This window comes from Ligilactobacillus equi DSM 15833 = JCM 10991, assembly GCF_001435735.1.
Lineage (GTDB): Bacteria > Bacillota > Bacilli > Lactobacillales > Lactobacillaceae > Ligilactobacillus > Ligilactobacillus equi.
On sequence record NZ_AZFH01000140.1, the window covers coordinates 1 to 277 of the forward strand.

The 277-nt window shown below is 44.0% G+C and carries 1 tRNA gene; it reads right to left on the minus strand.

What is annotated here, in order from left to right:
- Positions 1-104 precede the first annotated feature (104 nt).
- A tRNA-Lys gene (locus tag FC36_RS08060) sits at positions 105-177 on the minus strand.
- Positions 178-277: the final 100 nt, after the last annotated feature.

A 277-nucleotide genomic window follows, 5' to 3' on the forward strand; every position in this document is an offset into this window, starting at 1 on the left:
GAACCCTGGACCCACGGATTAAGAGTCCGTTGCTCTGCCAGCTGAGCTAACCACCCGAAATATTATCGTTACCGATAATAGATATAATTAAATATCTAATTAAATGGGTGGTCAGGGGATCGAACCCTGGACCCACGGATTAAGAGTCCGTTGCTCTGCCAGCTGAGCTAACCACCCAAAATTATCATTACTGATAAAAGATAGTAATTAGATATTTAATTAAATGGGTGGTCAGGGGATCGAACCCTGGACCCACGGATTAAGAGTCCGTTGCTCT